Below are 16,234 nucleotides of genomic sequence, written 5' to 3' on the forward strand. Positions count from 1 at the left end.
TGCTTCCATAGCTCAGTAGGTAGAGCACTTCCATGGTAAGGAAGAGGTCAGCGGTTCGAGCCCGCTTGGAAGCTTTCCTCTATATGTTGATATGACAAGGTTTCTCGATGATGAGAAGGCTTTTTTTGTTTGTTTATATATATATATATTGAACTGCTCGATGATTAGTAGACTGATGACATTAGGAAAGAGAATAAAGCGGCTTGCACAGAAGTGTTGCATCGATTTTTTACTTATCCCTTCTTTTTGTTCTTGATTCTTCATTCTCTTTCTTTTATTCTTACTAAAGTGATATCCTCTATATTAAAAGACTCTGTACGTTCCTCTTTTCCCCCGAAAGTGAAGTATCGTTTGTTTTCCCTTTCTTTATCTCCAGGTATAGTTGATCTTCTTTTTCCATGTACGGTATGTATATAAAAAGGAGTAGATGGTTTGAAAGATTTATTTGTAAAGCAAGAATGGTTTGGACATGTACGTCAGGACGTGCTTGCGGGTATATTAGTCGCACTGGCTTTAATTCCTGAGGCCATTGCGTTTTCGATTATTGCGGGCGTTGATCCGAAGGTCGGCTTGTATGCATCATTTTGTATCGCGATTGTGATTTCGTTTGTTGGTGGACGCCCAGGCATGATTTCGGCTGCAACAGGGGCTATGGCTCTTGTCATGGTTAACTTGGTCGCTGATTATGGGTTGCAATATTTGTTTGCAGCTACGATTTTGACGGGTTTGATTCAAATTGTGTTTGGATTGTGCCGAGTGTCTCGTTTGATGAAATTTATTCCGAGGTCCGTCATGGTTGGCTTTGTCAATGCGTTGGCTATTATGATCTTCATGGCTCAGCTTCCACATTTCGTTGGGGAATCAATGGCTATGTATATGATGACAGGGGGCGCCTTGCTGATCATTTATTTATTGCCTATGGTGATAAAGGTGATACCTTCCCCACTCATTGCCATTATTGTAATGACGATATTGGCCGTATTTGGACATATTGATGTTAGAACAGTTGGAGATATGGGAGAGCTTCCTAGTTCTTTGCCTGTTTTTCTGATACCTCAAGTTCCGTTTAACTGGGAAACAGTTGCTATCATTTTTCCTTATTCTTTAGCACTTGCGATGGTTGGTTTACTTGAGTCTCTTTTAACCGCACAGATTGTCGATGATATGACAGAGACGTCTAGTAATAAGAACAAGGAAGCGAGAGGTCAAGGGATTGCCAATGTGGTTGCGGGATTCTTTGGTGGTATGGCTGGCTGTGCGATGATTGGCCAATCTGTGATTAATACGAAGGCAGGAGGACGAGGCCGGCTTTCTACCTTTGTAGCGGGTGCTTTTTTAATGGTGCTGATTTTTGTACTAGGTGATGTCGTGGTTCAAATTCCGATGGCTGCTCTAGTGGCTGTGATGTTCATGGTTTCCATTGGCACATTTGATTGGAGTTCCTTTCAGCAGCTAAAAAAGAATCCGAAAACAGATTCTATTGTGATGGTTGTCACGGTCGTGACGGTGGTGTTGACTCATGATTTATCAAAAGGCGTTTTTGCAGGTGTACTGCTTAGTGCGGTATTCTTTGTCGCAAAGATATCGAAGCTTCATATTACGTCTAAAGAAAGCCAGGCAGGTACTTGGGAATATCGAGTTAAAGGACAAATTTTCTTTGCTTCTGTCACTGATTTGATCCAAGCTTTCCATCAGGGGAAAGAACTCCAATCTGTTGTGATTGATTTGTCTGAAGCACGTATATGGGATGAATCAGGTGTAGCAGCGATAGAACGTATAAAGGAAAGGTATCAAGCAAATGGCGTCCAGGTAGACGTAGTTGGAATGGATACATCAAGTCAAAAGCTTGTGAAACAAGTGAATGGTTCTTAAAAAGACCTTTCTGTCTGTTACAATAGAAAAGGTAAGAAAGTGAAGGGATGGAGGTGGCCGGCATGCTTGTGCGTTTGAATCAAGTGCTCGGCCGGATGATGCCGCTCATTACACCTTTTAGTGTGTTACTCGGTGTTTTGTTGGCGGCCTATTTAAAGGATTTTACGTTTTTGGTGCCATGGGTATTTGCTGTGATGACCTTTGCAGGGAGTTTGTCTTCTACTTTTTCGGCTTTAAAGCATACGGTGATGCACCCATTGCCTTTGATTTTATCGTTTATGATTTTACACGTATTGATGCCTCTTTATGCTTGGTCAGCGGGACATCTCATATTTGCGGGTGATGCTATGACGATCACCGGTTTGACACTTGCAATGGTGATTCCCACAGGAGTTTCTAGTTTAATATGGGCGGCAATGTATAAGGGGAATGTTGGGTTAACGTTATCGATTATTTTAATTGATACATTGCTTTCGCCATTGATTGTGCCAGCCAGTTTGTCACTTTTAGCCGGTACACAGGTTCATATGGACATGGTCGCGATCATGAAAGGGCTGTTTGGGATGGTGGTGCTTCCATCTATTTTAGGCATGCTCGTTCGTCACTATGCAAAGCCTGCTGTGACGAAAATGATCAGTCAGACACTGTCACCTTTTTCAAAAATAGGCTTGTTTGTAGTGGTGTCGATTAACAGTTCTGTTGTTGCGCCATACTTGCGTGAACTGGATGCCGCATTTTTTAGCAAGGCAGCGACTGTGTTTCTCATTGCGATGAGCGGATATGCGTTTGCATGGTTGATTGGAAAGACGATGAAATGTACTCAAGGAGAGATTGTGGCCATCGTGTATACGGGCGGTATGAGAAACATTAGTGCGGGGGCTGTGCTTGCCATTAGCTTTTTCCCGCCTGCTGTCGCTGTTCCTGTGGTGATTGGCATGCTGTTTCAGCAAGTGCTTGCTGCCTTGTTTGGTTTCTTACTCAATCGTTTTGAGCTGAAAGCACCTGCTGTGACCAAATCTTTCTCATGAAAAAAACCTCCATCCTTTGATAGATGGAGGTTTTTTCTGTGATTTAATAGATGAGATATTTTTTTCGCTTCTTTTCGAATGTTTTAAGGTCGTGATGATAGCGTTTCATAATGTGTTTGACGGAAGTCCCTTTATTGATTTCTTCTTTCATCCAGCCATTCCCGATGAGTTTGTCAAAGCTGCCTGTTTGAAGGAACTGAAAGTCATTAGGGTATAAATCATGTATTGCTTTGATAATGGATAACCCCGTTTTCACTGCTTCGAAGGATGAGCGGTCTGTGACGTATAACTGCACACCATGAGATAGTGTACCGGCATGTTTAGAAAATGTGGGGGTGAATGACACAGGTCTAAATTGAACGCCTTTTAGTTTTAGCTGATTTAAGTGATCTGCCAGCTCGCTGCTATTGATATATGGTGCACCAATGAGCTCGAATGGTTTTGTCGTTCCTCTGCCTTCAGAGACATTTGTGCCTTCAATTAATCCTGTGGCAGGATATACAAAGGTACTATCCACTGTTGGCATGTTAGGAGAAGGAAGGACGAACGGCAGCTTTGTATCATCGAATGTCATGGACCGCTTCCAATTTTTCATTTTGATGACTGTTACATCAGCATTGATATGAAACTCTTTGTTAAACAGTTTTGCAAGCTCACCAGTGGTCATTCCATGTCTTAATGGGATTGGATAGAGCCCTACAAATGAGGCGTGTTCAGGCTCTAAAACAGGTCCTTCTACTTTTAGTCCGCCAATGGGATTTGGGCGGTCTAGGACAACAAAGGGAATGTTGTTTTCTTTAGCGGCTTCCATCGCATAGGCCATTGTGTAAATATAGGTGTAATAACGAGCACCAACGTCTTGAATATCAAACAGCAGGACATCTACATTTTTCAGCATTTCAGGAGTTGGTTTTCTTGTTTTTCCATAAAGAGAGTAAACAGGAAGACCTGTTTTTTCATCGGTATAGGATTCGACGCCTTCTCCTGCTTGTGCATCGCCACGCACGCCGTGTTCAGGTCCATATAAAGCAGTGAGCTTGATATTTGGATGTTCAAATAGGAGATCGACACTGCTTTTCATATTTGCATCAATGCCAGTCGGGTTGGTAATGAGACCAACTCTTTTCCCTTTTAGCCATGAAAGGTTGTTTGAGAGAAGTGTTTCAATCCCTGTTTTGACTGCTGCTTTTTTTCCCTTTGTATCTGTTCGTTCTTCTGCGGGAGAGGCGGCGGTCAATGTGCTCATCATGAGAAAGCTTGCGAGTATGAAACTGACTGTTTTCTTCAAGAGAATCCCTCCTATTTGATCTGTTTCCCTTTCAAGTTGAGGCCATAGCCGAATGGGTAAAGGGTTTGATTTGGATGAGTGACAGATGGGATATCAACTGGCAGTTTCCCTTTAGGTGATGCAGCTCCAAATATCACTTCTAGTCCAGCAGGAATATTTGGCTGATTGAATTGTCCGTTTGAGTAGCCTTTAAAACCGTACACAGCTAGTAAGGCATCGGCTTCTTCAAAATTTGCCGCATCATAAGGATTTCTAAGGCTCATGATGACCATTTTTTTGTTTTGTGCTACTGCTTCTTTCATGACAGCACGAGGGAAGGCAGTAGCCCATTTTTTCGGATCCTGGACATTGTCATCAATTACGCCATCATTCACAGCTGGATCATTTTGGACAACGTAAGAGCCAGTGATGACGTAGTCAGCTTCTTGAATCAGGTTGGCTGTATCTTTGGTGAACGTTTTATCCGCAAAAGCATATGACTGGATGCGTACAGGCTTGATCTTTTTTTGTTTCATGAGAGATTCGACTGTGACAGACATTGCTTTAGTCTGATCTTCGTAAGGTGCCATGACCACGATTTTGTCATTCTTTTTAGGCTTGAAAGGTAAGGTCTTTTTGTTGTTTTTAAGCAGGGTGATTCCTTCACGTGCCATTTTTTGTTCTGCTTTAAGGTGCGACTTTTTCCCGACGACTTGAGTGGCTTTTTTGATTTTTTTCTCAAGACTGATTGGTTTTTTGGAGGAAATAATGCCGCGTTTGATTTTCAATTGAAGAATTTTTTCGACAGATTCGTTAATCTGAGATATCGGAATCTCTTTCTTTAAAATCGCTTGTTTGACAGCATTGAATACATTCTCTAGGTTTTTCTCTGTTTTTAATGAGGTGACTGGTGCTGGCATGAGAGCGATGTCGACACCTGCTTTAATGGCCATCACTACGGCTTCTTCCTGTCCGAAATTATCTGCAATCGCTTTCATATTTAGAGCGTCTGTCACAACAACACCGTGAAAGCCCATCTCTTCTTTTAATAAGTTTGTGATGACTTTTTTTGATAAGGTTGCTGGAACCATGATGTCCTCGCCATCTTTTTTGCTTCGATACGTTGTGTCATCAATGGCAGGAAATTGCACATGAGCGGTCATGACCATATCTGCACCAGCATTGATCGCTTGTTGGAACGGATACAGCTCAACCTTTTTTAAACGATCTAGCTCATGCTCTACGAGCGGCAAGCCGTAGTGACTATCGACGGCTGTATCACCATGTCCCGGGAAATGTTTTAGTGTGGAAATGGTCTTTTCCTTTTGAAGTCCTTTCATGGTTTGAAGGCCAAGTCTAGAGACAAGAGCAGGATCAGAGCTAAAGGAACGGACACCAATGACGGGGTTGTTTGGGTTATTATTCACATCAAGCACAGGAGAGAAGTTTGTATTGATGCCTAAGGCGTTTAATTCTTTTCCGATGATTTTTCCTGTGTCATATGCATTTTTTTTGCTTCTAGAGGCACCAATCGACATATTTCCTGGGAAATGTGTTCCCTTTTGTAACCTTGTGACGATTCCGCCTTCTTGATCAATGGAAATGAGTAAAGGAATGTTTGGTGATGCTTTTTGAAATTCATGGGTGAGTTTCACGGTTTGTTCCGTATCAACGACATTTTCGGCAAATAAGATGACACCGCCTAGATGATATTTTTCTACAAGATGAGATACTTCGTTATTCATCTTTGTGAAGCCTGTAGGTGTGGATTCATCTTTTGTTTGCCAATTGCGAAAGTCCGGCATGAGCATTTGACCTATCTTTTCATCCAGTGACATGTCTTGAACCATTTGTTTAGCGGTTGGCAGAGAGGCAGAGCTAACCTTTTCCGTTGGAATGGAGGAGGTTAGCAGGGCTAAAACCAGTGCAGCGGGGAAGAGAGCTTTCAACATCGAATTCCTCCTTTTACTGAAAAGATTCGTAGATTGCGGTTATGATGCTTCCATAAGTACCAGTTGGGAACAGGTCGCCTTCAAATTGATTAGGATTTGTTTCTGGTGAAACAACGGGTGAATGTTTCTTATTCGTCAGCAACACGACACCTAAATTGTGTTTAGGATCAATCAACGTCATTGTGCCGGTCCAGCCAGTATGCCCATAGGCTTCGTTACTTGCATATTTTCCAAACATCCATTCCATGTCAGTATGACCGTTTTTTCGCCAGCCTAGCCCGTAAGTTGGGTTCGTATCAGATGAGGCTGTAAAGAGATCGATAGAAGCCTGATCAAAAATGGTTGTTTTTCCATAGCCTCCTTTATTAAGCATCAGCTGAAGTAGCACGGCCATATCTGAGGTGTTCGAGAAAAGTCCAGCGTGGCCGGAGATACCTGCCATTGAGTAATATGCTTTCTCGTCGTGTACTTCACCTAGCAGGGTGTACCGTCGGATGTTTTCAAAATCGATGACACCGTCTCGTGAATTGCCTAAACGTTCAGTTGCTGCAAAATGCTTCGGCTTGAACCCTTTTTGCAGCGGATTGAACATGGTATGTTTGAGACCTAGCGGCCGATAAATTGTTGACTCGACATATTGATCAAGAGACATGCCTGTTTTCTTCTCGATGATCATGCCTAGCAGCATGTAATCAATGTCACTATAAATGTGCTGGGTACCTGGCTTGTATTGCAGCGGTACCTTTGGCAGCCATTTCATCGTTGTTTTTCTGTCTTGAGAATAAAAAGAGCCAGCTGATTTTTTGCTATAAAATAAGACACTGGAAGGGAGACCCGCAGAATGGGTGAGAAGATCTTTTACCCGAAGCTGGTCTTTACCGGTTACCTTTGCATCAGGTTCATCCTGAAAATCTGGAAGGATGGTCTGTATTTTTTCGTTGACATCAAGTTTTTTCTCGTAGACAAGCTTTTGCAGGGCATAGTTGGTCGCATACATTTTTGTATTGGATGCCAAATCGAATAGTGTATCTTTTTTCATTTTTTTATACGATTTGAGTTCTGTTGTGCCATCATATTTTTGCCGGTAGCCATAGGCTTTTTGATGGACGATCTTTCCGTCCTTGATAATGATGAGAGCGGCTCCTGGAAATCCTGCTTTGATGTCATTTTGAATCATTTGATCAACCTTCCTCAGCTGCCTGGAAGAAAAGCCTACTTGTTCCGGTCGTTTTGCTTTTTTTAAGACGGGATATTCTTCAGGTGCTGTTTTAGACAAAGACGATACAGGATGGGAGCTAGTTGCAAATGTTTGTACTGGTAACCCAAGGAGCATGAGCAGACATGTGATCAAAAGAAAACATTTCTTCAAGGTCTAGACCTCCTTATTGATTGTGATCCTCGAATTCAACAGCCATATCATCATGAAACCCAAATAAGTATGTGAAGAAAAATCCAGCAACATATGCGATAAATAGTCCAATTAAGTAAAGAAGCATTTGATGTGTGTGAACAATAAAGGTTAATGGAAGACCGGATACCCCGATGGCTTTCGTCGCAATTTGGAAGTAGGCTTGAAATGCGCCGCCGATTCCTGCACCAAGACAAGCGGTGAGAAATGGTCGTCCCAGCGGGAGTGTGACACCAAAAATGAGTGGTTCGCCAATGCCCAGCATCCCTGAAGGAAGTCCACCAGCAATGGCTCTTTTGAGCTTTTTCTTTTTTGTTTTCATATAAATGGCGAATGCAGCGCCTACCTGTCCTGCACCGCCCATAGCGAGAATTGGCAGTAGCGGGTCATCTCCAATTGAATTGATGAGTTCCATATGAATCGGTGTCAGCCCTTGGTGAAGTCCTGTTACAACAAGTGGGAGGAAGGTAGCACCAAGAACAAATCCTGCGAAAATTCCGCCCATATTCAATAGATAAGTTAGTCCTGAGGTGATGGCATCAGATATAAATCCGCCGACTGGCATGAAGACAACGTACGTGAAAATGCCTGTAATGAGTAGTGTGATGGTTGGTGTGACGATAATATCAAGTGATTGCGGGACGAAGCGTCTAATTCGGGTTTCCACAAGTGCCATAAAGATGGCGGCTAGAAGAACACCGATGAGTCCGCCTCTGCCTGGTAGAATATTTGTTCCAAATAACATAATGTCTGCGGAGGCTGGGTTAATAATGAGGATACCAGCTAATGCGCCTAATGCAGGAGAGCCTCCAAATTCCTTTGCTGCATTTGTTCCGACTAATATCCCGAGATAAGCGAAAAGTCCAGAACCGATAACCGTTAAAATAATCGCAGCTTGAGATTTTTCGTCAAGCCAGCCTGCTTGCACGATTGCTTTTGTAATTCCGGTAATCAGACCTGAGGCAACTAGTGCCGGAATAATTGGAATGAAAATGCTGGCAATCCGCCGTAAGAACAGCTTGAATGGTGTGCGGTTCTTTTGTGAAATGGCTTGCTTGTTTTTTTGTGCTTCGTTGTTTAAATCATAAGAGCCAGAGGCATTTAGTAGCTCTTCAAACGCACTTGATACTTGGTTGACAACGCCAGTGCCTAAAATGATTTGAAGCGTTTCTGCTTCGACGACGCCAATGACGCCATCGAGTTCTTTGATTGCTGTGACGTGAACTTTTTCATTGTCCATCGGTGTAATTCGGAGCCTTGTCATACAATGTGTATGGGAAGAGATATTTTCAGAACCACCACAGAGTGAAAGAATGTCTTTCGCCAACTGCTGATATTTCTTTTGATGACTCATGTTGAATCCCCCTTTGATTTTCGTTTCATGGAGCGGATGGCATGCCTTGTTTTGTCAATATATTGGGCTGTCTCTTCATATTGACGAGAAGCTAAACTGAGGAACAAGACATCAATTAAGTAGAGCTGTGCCATTCTAGAGGAAGTGGCAGCACTGCGAAAAGGTGCTTCATTGGAACCGGACGTCGATAGGTGAACATCACATAAGGCAGAAACGCTTGTATGACCTGGATGTGTTAAAGCAATGGTTTTCACTTGATTGTCTTTTGCGAGCTGAAGGGCTTGAATGATGTCTAACGTTTCTCCTGAAAAGGAGATCCCAAACACAATGTCATTCTCTCCTGCATTTGCGATGACGGTGGAGGCAATGTGCATGTCAGTGAAGGCTGTTGCTGCATAGTTAATTCTGAGAAATTTCTGCTGGGCATCAGCTGCGACGATGCCAGATGCACCAACACCGATAAAATGAATTTGGTTTGCATGCAGCAGTAATTGAACAGCCTTTTCTAAAGCATCTGCATTTAAAATAGAAGCGGTGTCCTTAATCGATTGAATCGAGTTTCCTGCTGTTTTTTGAATAATGGATTGAAGCGGTTCATCTTGTTCGATATCTCTGTAGCCTTGTTTATCGTCATGCATCAAGTCTCCAGCGATCCGCATTTTTAAATCTTGATAGCCATCCAGCCCGAGAGATTTACAAAGACGGATGACTGCAGAGCTGCTTGCGCCAGCTGCCTGACTAATTTCATGTACTGTGCTTTTAATGACTTTGTCAGGATGGGCAAGGATATAGTCTGCAATGATTTTTTCAGATTGGGGAAGCTTTGATTTGATTGTGTGTAGTAGGGTAAGTCCACCTGCTGACATGAGCTCTGCCTCCTTTAGGATTGATAACGTGAGATCGCTTTGTCAATATGGCCATTCGTTTTGTTGAGTAAATCTTTGGCTGTTTTCTTATCTGTATTTGTTTGGAGCATGACGATGGCCGTTTTGACTTCTAAGTCTGCTGCTTCAAGAGTCTTCACGGCTTGTTCGTAGGAAGCATTTGTCACATGTTGAATGATGGTGATGGCGCGTTCTTTTAATTTATGATTGCTGACTTTTACATCAACCATCAAGTTTTCATATACTTTGCCTTGTCTGATCATGACTGAGGTGGAAAGCATATTTAAAATCATTTTATGAGCGGATGCTGCTTTCATTCTTGTTGACCCAGTGATGGCTTCTGGTCCTACAATAACCTCAATGGCGCAATCTGCAAGCTCGCTAATTTCTGCTTGTTCATTGCAGCTGAGTGCTACTGTTTTAGCTCCAATTGACTTTGCGTAGTTTAAAGCGCCGATGATATAAGGTGTCCTGCCGCTTGCGGCAATACCGACGACTGTATCTTTTGATGTCAGGTGGATGTGTACTAAATCCTGTTTGCCGGCATCTTCACTGTCTTCCACATCTTCGGCAGCTTGAGAAAAAGCTGAGTCTCCGCCTGCCATGATGCCAATAATGACATCAGGTGAGACGCTATAGGTTGGCGGACATTCGACAGCATCCATTACGCCAATTCTGCCGCTTGTTCCGGCGCCTAAATAAACGAGTCGGCCTCCATTTGAGATGGATTCATAAGCAAAGTCACTTGCTGTTTTGACATGTGGAAGTACAAGGTTGACTGCTTGAGCGACCTTCATATCTTCTTCATTGATCATCTGGAGTATTTCAAGCGGATCTGCTTGAGAAATTCCCATTGTGTTTGGGTTTCTTGATTCTGTTGTCAAAGAACGCAGTTGAGATGGCTGCATGTGACATACCTCCTTATTTCTTCATTTTCAGTATATTGAGTATGATATGAAATTTCAATATTATATTTGAATATTGAAATTATATTTCAGTCAAATTGTTGAACGAATAGGGAGTAAATAGTTAGAAAATAAAAAAAATAAAAATCCCCTTTACAAAAGGGGGACAACCTGTATATAATAACTTTTGTCAGCTTCACGGAAACAACAAACTTGACAAACTGGCCCGTTGGTCAAGCGGTTAAGACACCGCCCTTTCACGGCGGTAACACGGGTTCGAATCCCGTACGGGTCACCATGATGTGGAGGATTAGCTCAGCTGGGAGAGCATCTGCCTTACAAGCAGAGGGTCGGCGGTTCGAGCCCGTCATCCTCCACCATATGCCGGTGTAGCTCAACTGGTAGAGCAACTGACTTGTAATCAGTAGGTTGGGGGTTCAAGTCCTCTTGCCGGCACTGTTTTTTCTTTATCAATTCCATATGTGGAGGGGTAGCGAAGTGGCTAAACGCGGCGGACTGTAAATCCGCTCCCTCCGGGTTCGGCGGTTCGAATCCGTCCCCCTCCACCATTTTTGGGCTATAGCCAAGCGGTAAGGCAACGGACTTTGACTCCGTCATGCGTTGGTTCGAATCCAGCTAGCCCAGTTAAGACACCTTTTTGAAAAAGGTGTCTTTTTTTATGTTGGCAGAGGGACTGTATAACTATTCAAAATGTTGTCGAGTTGAGTCAGAAGGCATCAAGAAAGTAAAATATAATCATGAACGGAAAGGGGATGTACATATGGGAGAGCAAAAGAAGGTCACGATTATTGGAGTTCCAATGGACTTGGGTCAAACGAGAAGGGGCGTCGATATGGGCCCGAGTGCGATTCGTTGTGCAGGCGTAAAAGAAAAATTGGAAACGCTCTCATTTGATGTAGAGGATCTTGGAGATATTCCAGTTGAACAAAGAGATGATGAGAAAGGTTTATATACAAGTGAAAAGCTGAAAAATTTGACGGAGAATGCTGGGGCAAATCAGCTGCTTGCTGAGAAGGTTGACAGTATTGTGCAATCTGGTTCGTTTCCGCTCATTTTAGGCGGTGATCACAGCATTGCGATTGGCACACTTGCTGGGGTAGCCAAGCATTATGAAAACTTAGGTGTCATTTGGTATGATGCACACGGGGATTTGAATACGGAGGAAACCTCTCCTTCTGGAAATATTCATGGCATGCCGCTTGCTGTCAGTCTCGGTTTTGGGCATGCAGATTTAACAAACATTGGCGGTTATTCGCCTAAATTGAAGCCTGAAAATGTCGTTATAATTGGTGCTCGATCTTTAGATGAAGGAGAGCGGGCATTGATTCGAGAGAAAGGCATTAAAGTGTATACGATGCATGAAATTGATCGTTTAGGGATGACAAGGGTGATGGAGGAAGCGATTGCGTATCTAAAGGAGAGAACCGATGGTGTCCATCTGTCGCTTGATTTAGATGGATTAGATCCAGCTGAATGCCCTGGTGTAGGTACTCCGGTAGCAGGCGGCATTAGTTATCGGGAGAGTCATCTCGCAATGGAGCTTTTAGAGGAGGCGGGTATTTTAACGTCAGCTGAATTTGTTGAAGTAAATCCGGTTTTAGATGAGAAAAACAAAACCGCAGAAGCGGCAGTTGCGTTAATTGGTTCATTAATGGGTGAAAAGCTATTGTAGGTAGAGCGGGACTTGTTCCCGTTCTTTTTTGTTTTGGGAAAATTTAAGGATATGTTAAGGTTTTTACCGGTTGATAAGCGTAACACACTGTCAAAAATTTGTTACACTATTTTTTAGAGGAGAATGAAACCTTTTGGAAAGAGGTTCGTATACATAAAGACCGGTGAAGGCAGAGGTTGAATATACTATGGACACAATGATTAAAAAGAGAATTAAGCAAGTGAAAAAAGGCGACCAGAACGCATTTGCAGACATCGTAGACCTGTATAAAGACAAAATTTATCAGCTGTGCTACCGTATGCTTGGGAATGCACATGAAGCGGAGGATATTGCGCAGGAGGCGTTTATTCGTGCTTATGTGAATATCGAAAGCTTTGATGTGAACCGTAAGTTTTCCACGTGGCTGTACCGCATTGCAACCAACCTGACCATCGACCGTATTCGCAAAAAAAAGCCGGATTATTATTTAGATGCAGAGGTGGCAGGAACAGAAGGATTAAATATGTATTCTCAAATTGCTGCTGATGGCATTTTGCCAGAGGATGAGGTGGTGTCTCTTGAATTATCGAGTACCATTCAGCAAAAAATTTTAAGATTACCCGACAAATATCGTTCGGTCATCGTATTAAAGTATATTGATGAACTCTCGTTAAAAGAAATTAGTGAGATTCTGAATATACCAGTTGGTACGGTGAAAACGAGAATACACAGGGGTAGAGAGGCTCTCCGGAAACAGTTGAGAGACCTTTGAGTGAGGTGATTTTGATGAGCTGTCAGGATAGAATCGTCCAGCTTATGCATCAGTATTTAGACGGGGACATTGAGCCCCAAGACGAAAAAGAATTAAAATGCCATCTGCAATCGTGTGAGGAGTGCCGTACTCATTTTCAACAAATTGAGAAATCCATCGCGCTAGTGCAGAGTACATCTCATATAGAAGCACCATCTGATTTCACTGCAAAGGTGATGGCAGGTCTTCCAAAGGAGAAAAAGCGTGTGTCGGTTCAAAGATGGATCAAAGCTCACCCGCTGATGGTAGCCGCTGCCCTCTTTCTCATTTTAATGGGAGGCAGTCTGTTTACGAGCTGGAATACCGATCATAATTTCAGTGTGTCAAAGCAGCCGAATCTCGTCGTTGAAAATGATACAGTGACCGTACCTAAAGGGGAAACAGTAAAGGGTGATGTCACTGTCAAAAATGGCAAGCTGATTGTAGAAGGCAAGGTTGATGGAAATGTCACCGTCGTCAATGGGGAACAGTTGACTGCTTCTGCCGGACAAGTCACTGGTCAAATTAATGAAATTAATGAAGTATTTGATTGGATCTGGTACAAAATGAAATCAACAGCACAAAACGTAATGCGGGTCATTGGGCCAGAGGAGCAAAAGTAACTCAATCGGCTTAAAGAGCAGTCTCTAAGGGGGCTGCTCTTTTTCTATACATTGGCGGGATTCACGCCTACTAGCAACTCAGCCAGATATGGCAACTATTTTCCTTGCTGAAACAAAATGTGGTATAATAGCCACGCTATGTATTGATACATAGGCTATTTTTATATTAAAAAATGCATCAAACGAAGAATAACTGAAAATTCTGGAGGACGAGGAAATGGCTTTAGGGGATATTCCTTTTTTGCAGTACCTCGGTAATGCTGTTGATATTCTCGTTGTTTGGTATGTGATATATAAATTAATGATGGTCATCCGCGGAACAAAAGCGGTTCAGCTTTTAAAGGGAATTGTGGTCATTGTTCTTGTCAGGATGGGAAGTGCGTATCTCGGTCTTAACACACTTCAATGGCTGATGGATCAAGCGATTACGTGGGGATTCCTTGCGATCATTATTATTTTTCAGCCAGAGCTAAGGAGAGCGCTTGAGCAGCTTGGGCGCGGCCGTTTCTTCTCAAGAAGCGGGACACCTGTAGAGGAGCAGCAGCAGAAAACGATCGAGGCAATTACAAAAGCAATTAACTATATGGCGAAACGCAGAATCGGCGCACTGCTGACAATTGAGCGCGATACCGGAATGAATGATTACATAGAGACAGGAATTCCTTTGAATGCAAAGGTGAGTTCAGAGCTGCTCATTAATATTTTCATTCCGAATACACCGCTTCATGACGGTGCTGTCATTATGAAGCGGGATGAGATTGCAGCTGCAGCTTGCTATTTACCGCTGTCAGAAAGCCCTTTTATCTCTAAGGAGCTGGGGACGCGTCATAGGGCGGCAGTCGGAATTAGTGAAGTGACAGACAGCTTAACTGTCATCGTTTCTGAGGAAACTGGCGGAATTTCTGTCGCAAGGAATGGTGATCTCCACCGAGAATTGACAGAAGAAGCGCTTGAAGAAATGCTGATTGCTGAATTTAGTAAGAACAGCAAAGATGCTTCCTCGACCAAATGGTATTGGAGGGGCAAGAAAAATGGATAAGATTTTGAATAATCGCTGGGCCGTTAAGCTTCTTGCATTGGTCTTCGCTTTATTGCTGTATGGTGCAGTCAATTCAGCGCAAGCGCCCACGCCGAAAAAAATCGGTGAATCCTTTTTCCCAACATCGACGACAGATGAAGCAACTTTAACCGACATTCCTGTTAAAGCGTATTATGATGACGAGAAGTACGTCGTCACTGGTGTGCCGCAGACAGTCAATGTCACGATTAAAGGATCAACTAGTGCTGTGAAAACAGCAAGACAAACAAAGAATTTTGAAATTTACGCAGACATGCAGAACTTATCGACAGGTACACATAAAGTGGAGCTGAAGGCAAGAGATGTATCGAAGGGACTCACACTATCGATTAATCCATCTGTGACGACTGTGACGATACAAGAAAAAACGACAGCTGAATTTCCTGTTGAAACCGAGTTTTATAATCAAAATAAAATCAAAGACGGCTATTCACCTGAACAGCCCATTGTGAATCCGAAAAAGGTCACAGTTACTGGATCAAAGGACGTCATCGACAAAATTTCTGTCATTAAAGCTTTTGTGAACTTAGAAGATGTCGATCAGCAAATTGAAAAAGAGGCGAAGCTCACTGTGTATGATAGCAGCGGGAATGAGCTGCCAGTTGAAGTAAGTCCGTCCGTGGTGGATATTACAGTTCCAATCTCTAGTCCAAGCAAAAAGGCCCCTTTTAAAATTGAGCGGACGGGCAGCTTGCCAGAAGGAATCAGCATCTCAAGCATTGAGACAAGCCCGAGTGAGGTCACAGTGTACGGATCTCAAAAGGTGCTGGATGCCCTTGATTTTATTGATGGCGTCAAGCTGGACCTAAGCAAGATCAAAGATGATACGGAGATTGATGCCGATATTCCCCTGCCAGATGGTGTGAAAAAGGTATCACCTGAAACCGTTAAGATCAAAGTGAAGGTTGCAACAGCTGAAGAAAAAAAGATCGATAATGTACCGATTTCTGTCGTGGGTTTGAGCAAGGATCTCACTTCTGATTTTGTGAGCCCCTCTTCTGGACGGCTCACGTTAACAGCAAAGGGATCAAAGAGTGCGATTGATAAACTAAAGGCTTCAGATGTTGAAGCCTATATCAATGCAGGGGACTTAAACGAAGGAACCCATGAGGTCAAAGTTCAAGTAAATGGTCCTCAAAATGTGACTTGGACATTATCGAGATCAAAGGTCAAAGTGAAACTCACTTCTACTGACACAGAGGATCAGCCGGCTTCGACGAATGATCGGAAGGATCAAAAAGATCAACAAGATCCATCCACTGATGACGATGATCAGGGTGAGAAGAGTAAAGAAGAATCCACGCAAGATAAAGCAAAGAAAGAATCGAGTCAAAGACAGCGGGTCAAAGAAGATAAAAAAGAGGACGATGCGTCCTCTTGAATGGTAAAAAAGGAGCGATT

13 protein-coding genes and 6 tRNA genes are annotated in these 16,234 nt (G+C 43.0%); 13 read left to right on the forward strand and 6 right to left on the reverse strand.

Going from position 1 to position 16,234, the window contains the following annotated elements:
* Window position 1: 1 nt before the first annotated feature.
* From NSQ76_RS01240 to NSQ76_RS01250, 3 genes are all read left to right on the forward strand, one after another.
* A tRNA-Thr gene (locus tag NSQ76_RS01240) sits at window positions 2-74 on the forward strand.
* A 358-nt stretch (window positions 75-432) separates the two neighbouring features.
* Entirely contained in the window at window positions 433-1,872 is a 1,440-nt protein-coding gene (locus NSQ76_RS01245; RefSeq protein WP_024427492.1) for a SulP family inorganic anion transporter, read from the forward strand.
* Between the two features lie 62 nt (window positions 1,873-1,934).
* The gene (locus NSQ76_RS01250; RefSeq protein ID WP_024424456.1) at window positions 1,935-2,900 is read left to right on the forward strand and encodes a bile acid:sodium symporter family protein; all 966 of its coding nucleotides are present in this window, start codon (window positions 1,935-1,937) and stop codon (window positions 2,898-2,900) included.
* Window positions 2,901-2,943: 43 nt separating this feature from the next.
* Here the strand turns inward: NSQ76_RS01250 and NSQ76_RS01255 are convergent, their stop codons facing one another.
* From NSQ76_RS01255 to murQ, 6 genes are read right to left on the reverse strand one after another with little or no spacing between them, the layout of a single operon-like run.
* Window positions 2,944-4,149 (reverse strand): exo-beta-N-acetylmuramidase NamZ family protein, encoded by a 1,206-nt coding sequence (locus NSQ76_RS01255; protein WP_445661672.1) that lies wholly within the window; start codon window positions 4,147-4,149, stop codon window positions 2,944-2,946.
* Window positions 4,150-4,199: 50 nt separating this feature from the next.
* Entirely contained in the window at window positions 4,200-6,119 is a 1,920-nt protein-coding gene (locus NSQ76_RS01260) for a glycoside hydrolase family 3 protein (protein ID WP_341051867.1), read from the reverse strand.
* 13 nt (window positions 6,120-6,132) lie between these two features.
* Window positions 6,133-7,488 (reverse strand): penicillin binding protein PBP4B, encoded by a 1,356-nt coding sequence (pbp4b, locus tag NSQ76_RS01265; protein WP_341051869.1) that lies wholly within the window; start codon window positions 7,486-7,488, stop codon window positions 6,133-6,135.
* A gap of 13 nt (window positions 7,489-7,501) precedes the next feature.
* On the reverse strand, window positions 7,502-8,881 hold the full coding sequence (locus NSQ76_RS01270) for a PTS transporter subunit EIIC (protein WP_024424453.1): 1,380 nt from the start codon (window positions 8,879-8,881) through the stop codon (window positions 7,502-7,504).
* The gene (locus NSQ76_RS01275; protein WP_025093532.1) at window positions 8,878-9,747 is read right to left on the reverse strand and encodes a MurR/RpiR family transcriptional regulator; all 870 of its coding nucleotides are present in this window, start codon (window positions 9,745-9,747) and stop codon (window positions 8,878-8,880) included. Before NSQ76_RS01275 ends, NSQ76_RS01270 begins: the two co-directional genes overlap by 4 nt.
* A gap of 14 nt (window positions 9,748-9,761) precedes the next feature.
* A complete protein-coding gene (gene murQ / locus NSQ76_RS01280; RefSeq protein ID WP_172881178.1) occupies window positions 9,762-10,673 on the reverse strand; it encodes an N-acetylmuramic acid 6-phosphate etherase in 912 nt (303 codons plus the stop codon).
* 220 nt (window positions 10,674-10,893) lie between these two features.
* On the opposite strand from murQ, the gene NSQ76_RS01285 reads away from it, so the two are divergent.
* From NSQ76_RS01285 to NSQ76_RS01330, 10 genes are all read left to right on the forward strand, one after another.
* Window positions 10,894-10,968, forward strand: a tRNA-Glu gene (locus NSQ76_RS01285).
* Between the two features lie 6 nt (window positions 10,969-10,974).
* Window positions 10,975-11,050: transfer RNA gene (locus NSQ76_RS01290), tRNA-Val, on the forward strand.
* A gap of 3 nt (window positions 11,051-11,053) precedes the next feature.
* Window positions 11,054-11,126 (forward strand) — tRNA-Thr (locus NSQ76_RS01295).
* A gap of 28 nt (window positions 11,127-11,154) precedes the next feature.
* Window positions 11,155-11,239 (forward strand) — tRNA-Tyr (locus tag NSQ76_RS01300).
* A 4-nt stretch (window positions 11,240-11,243) separates the two neighbouring features.
* Window positions 11,244-11,315, forward strand: a tRNA-Gln gene (locus NSQ76_RS01305).
* A 136-nt stretch (window positions 11,316-11,451) separates the two neighbouring features.
* On the forward strand, window positions 11,452-12,363 hold the full coding sequence (gene rocF / locus NSQ76_RS01310; RefSeq protein ID WP_024424450.1) for an arginase: 912 nt from the start codon (window positions 11,452-11,454) through the stop codon (window positions 12,361-12,363).
* Window positions 12,364-12,550: 187 nt separating this feature from the next.
* Window positions 12,551-13,114: an RNA polymerase sigma factor SigW gene (sigW, locus tag NSQ76_RS01315; RefSeq protein WP_024424449.1), complete on the forward strand. Its 564-nt coding sequence runs from the start codon at window positions 12,551-12,553 to the stop codon at window positions 13,112-13,114.
* A 14-nt stretch (window positions 13,115-13,128) separates the two neighbouring features.
* Window positions 13,129-13,755 (forward strand): anti-sigma-W factor RsiW, encoded by a 627-nt coding sequence (gene rsiW, locus NSQ76_RS01320; RefSeq protein ID WP_341051874.1) that lies wholly within the window; start codon window positions 13,129-13,131, stop codon window positions 13,753-13,755.
* A 217-nt stretch (window positions 13,756-13,972) separates the two neighbouring features.
* On the forward strand, window positions 13,973-14,794 hold the full coding sequence (gene cdaA / locus NSQ76_RS01325; RefSeq protein ID WP_008344027.1) for a diadenylate cyclase CdaA: 822 nt from the start codon (window positions 13,973-13,975) through the stop codon (window positions 14,792-14,794).
* The gene (locus NSQ76_RS01330) at window positions 14,787-16,214 is read left to right on the forward strand and encodes a CdaR family protein (protein ID WP_341051875.1); all 1,428 of its coding nucleotides are present in this window, start codon (window positions 14,787-14,789) and stop codon (window positions 16,212-16,214) included. The genes cdaA and NSQ76_RS01330 overlap by 8 nt, the downstream gene beginning before the upstream one ends.
* Window positions 16,215-16,234 lie beyond the last annotated feature (20 nt).

The sequence above is a fragment of the Bacillus sp. FSL M8-0256 genome (genome assembly GCF_038005765.1).
Taxonomy (GTDB): Bacteria; Bacillota; Bacilli; order Bacillales; family Bacillaceae; genus Bacillus; species Bacillus safensis.

What these genes read in the sequence shown, in the direction of transcription:
- rsiW (WP_341051874.1), top strand. Translation starts at nt 13,129, where the DNA reads ATGAGCTGTCAGGATAGAATCGTCCAGCTTATGCATCAGTATTTAGAC.
- NSQ76_RS01250 (WP_024424456.1), top strand. Translation starts at nt 1,935, where the DNA reads ATGCTTGTGCGTTTGAATCAAGTGCTCGGCCGGATGATGCCGCTCATT.
- NSQ76_RS01270 (WP_024424453.1), bottom strand. Translation starts at nt 8,881, where the DNA reads ATGAGTCATCAAAAGAAATATCAGCAGTTGGCGAAAGACATTCTTTCA.
- NSQ76_RS01330 (WP_341051875.1), top strand. Translation starts at nt 14,787, where the DNA reads ATGGATAAGATTTTGAATAATCGCTGGGCCGTTAAGCTTCTTGCATTG.
- NSQ76_RS01275 (WP_025093532.1), bottom strand. Translation starts at nt 9,747, where the DNA reads ATGTCAGCAGGTGGACTTACCCTACTACACACAATCAAATCAAAGCTT.
- rocF (WP_024424450.1), top strand. Translation starts at nt 11,452, where the DNA reads ATGGGAGAGCAAAAGAAGGTCACGATTATTGGAGTTCCAATGGACTTG.
- murQ (WP_172881178.1), bottom strand. Translation starts at nt 10,673, where the DNA reads ATGCAGCCATCTCAACTGCGTTCTTTGACAACAGAATCAAGAAACCCA.
- NSQ76_RS01255 (WP_445661672.1), bottom strand. Translation starts at nt 4,149, where the DNA reads ATGATGAGCACATTGACCGCCGCCTCTCCCGCAGAAGAACGAACAGAT.
- NSQ76_RS01260 (WP_341051867.1), bottom strand. Translation starts at nt 6,119, where the DNA reads ATGTTGAAAGCTCTCTTCCCCGCTGCACTGGTTTTAGCCCTGCTAACC.
- cdaA (WP_008344027.1), top strand. Translation starts at nt 13,973, where the DNA reads ATGGCTTTAGGGGATATTCCTTTTTTGCAGTACCTCGGTAATGCTGTT.
- sigW (WP_024424449.1), top strand. Translation starts at nt 12,551, where the DNA reads ATGGACACAATGATTAAAAAGAGAATTAAGCAAGTGAAAAAAGGCGAC.